The sequence below is a fragment of the uncultured Brachybacterium sp. genome, from assembly GCF_947500705.1.
In the GTDB taxonomy this organism is placed as follows: Bacteria; Actinomycetota; Actinomycetes; order Actinomycetales; family Dermabacteraceae; genus Brachybacterium.
The window spans coordinates 1-368 of sequence record NZ_CANMSY010000032.1 but is presented as its reverse complement, the minus strand read 5'-3'; the positions used below and the strand labels follow the sequence as shown (position 1 = coordinate 368).

The following is a 368-nucleotide window of genomic DNA, read 5'->3' as shown; positions in this document are numbered from 1 at the left end:
AACCAGAACAGCGGGATGGTCACTACCCACACAACCATGCAGTAGGGGCACAGTGCCCCGATCTCGTACAGGCTCTGCCCGATCAGCCACTGCACGAAGAGCACCGCGAAGGTCACGCCCACCTGGATGAGCACACTCATCCAGCGCGCCACACGGGCGCCGGCGAGGAACGCGAATCCGAGAGCGAGAACGGCCGCGAAGCCGGCGATGCCGAGGATCGGATTCGGGATGCCGAAAGCCGAGGCCTGCGGGGTGTCCATCACGGAGCCGCAGGAGAGCACCGGATTGAGACTGCACGAGGGGACGTAGCTGGGGTCCTCGATCAGAGCGATCTTCTCGACCAGCAGCACAACGGCCATGACCAAGCC

At 64.4% G+C, this 368-nt stretch carries 1 protein-coding gene; it reads right to left on the bottom strand.

Features of this window, described 5'->3' with window-relative positions; all coding sequences use genetic code 11:
* Positions 1–368 (bottom strand): vitamin K epoxide reductase family protein (locus Q0937_RS17940; RefSeq protein WP_299306377.1); only part of this gene is annotated, 368 nt, incomplete at both ends.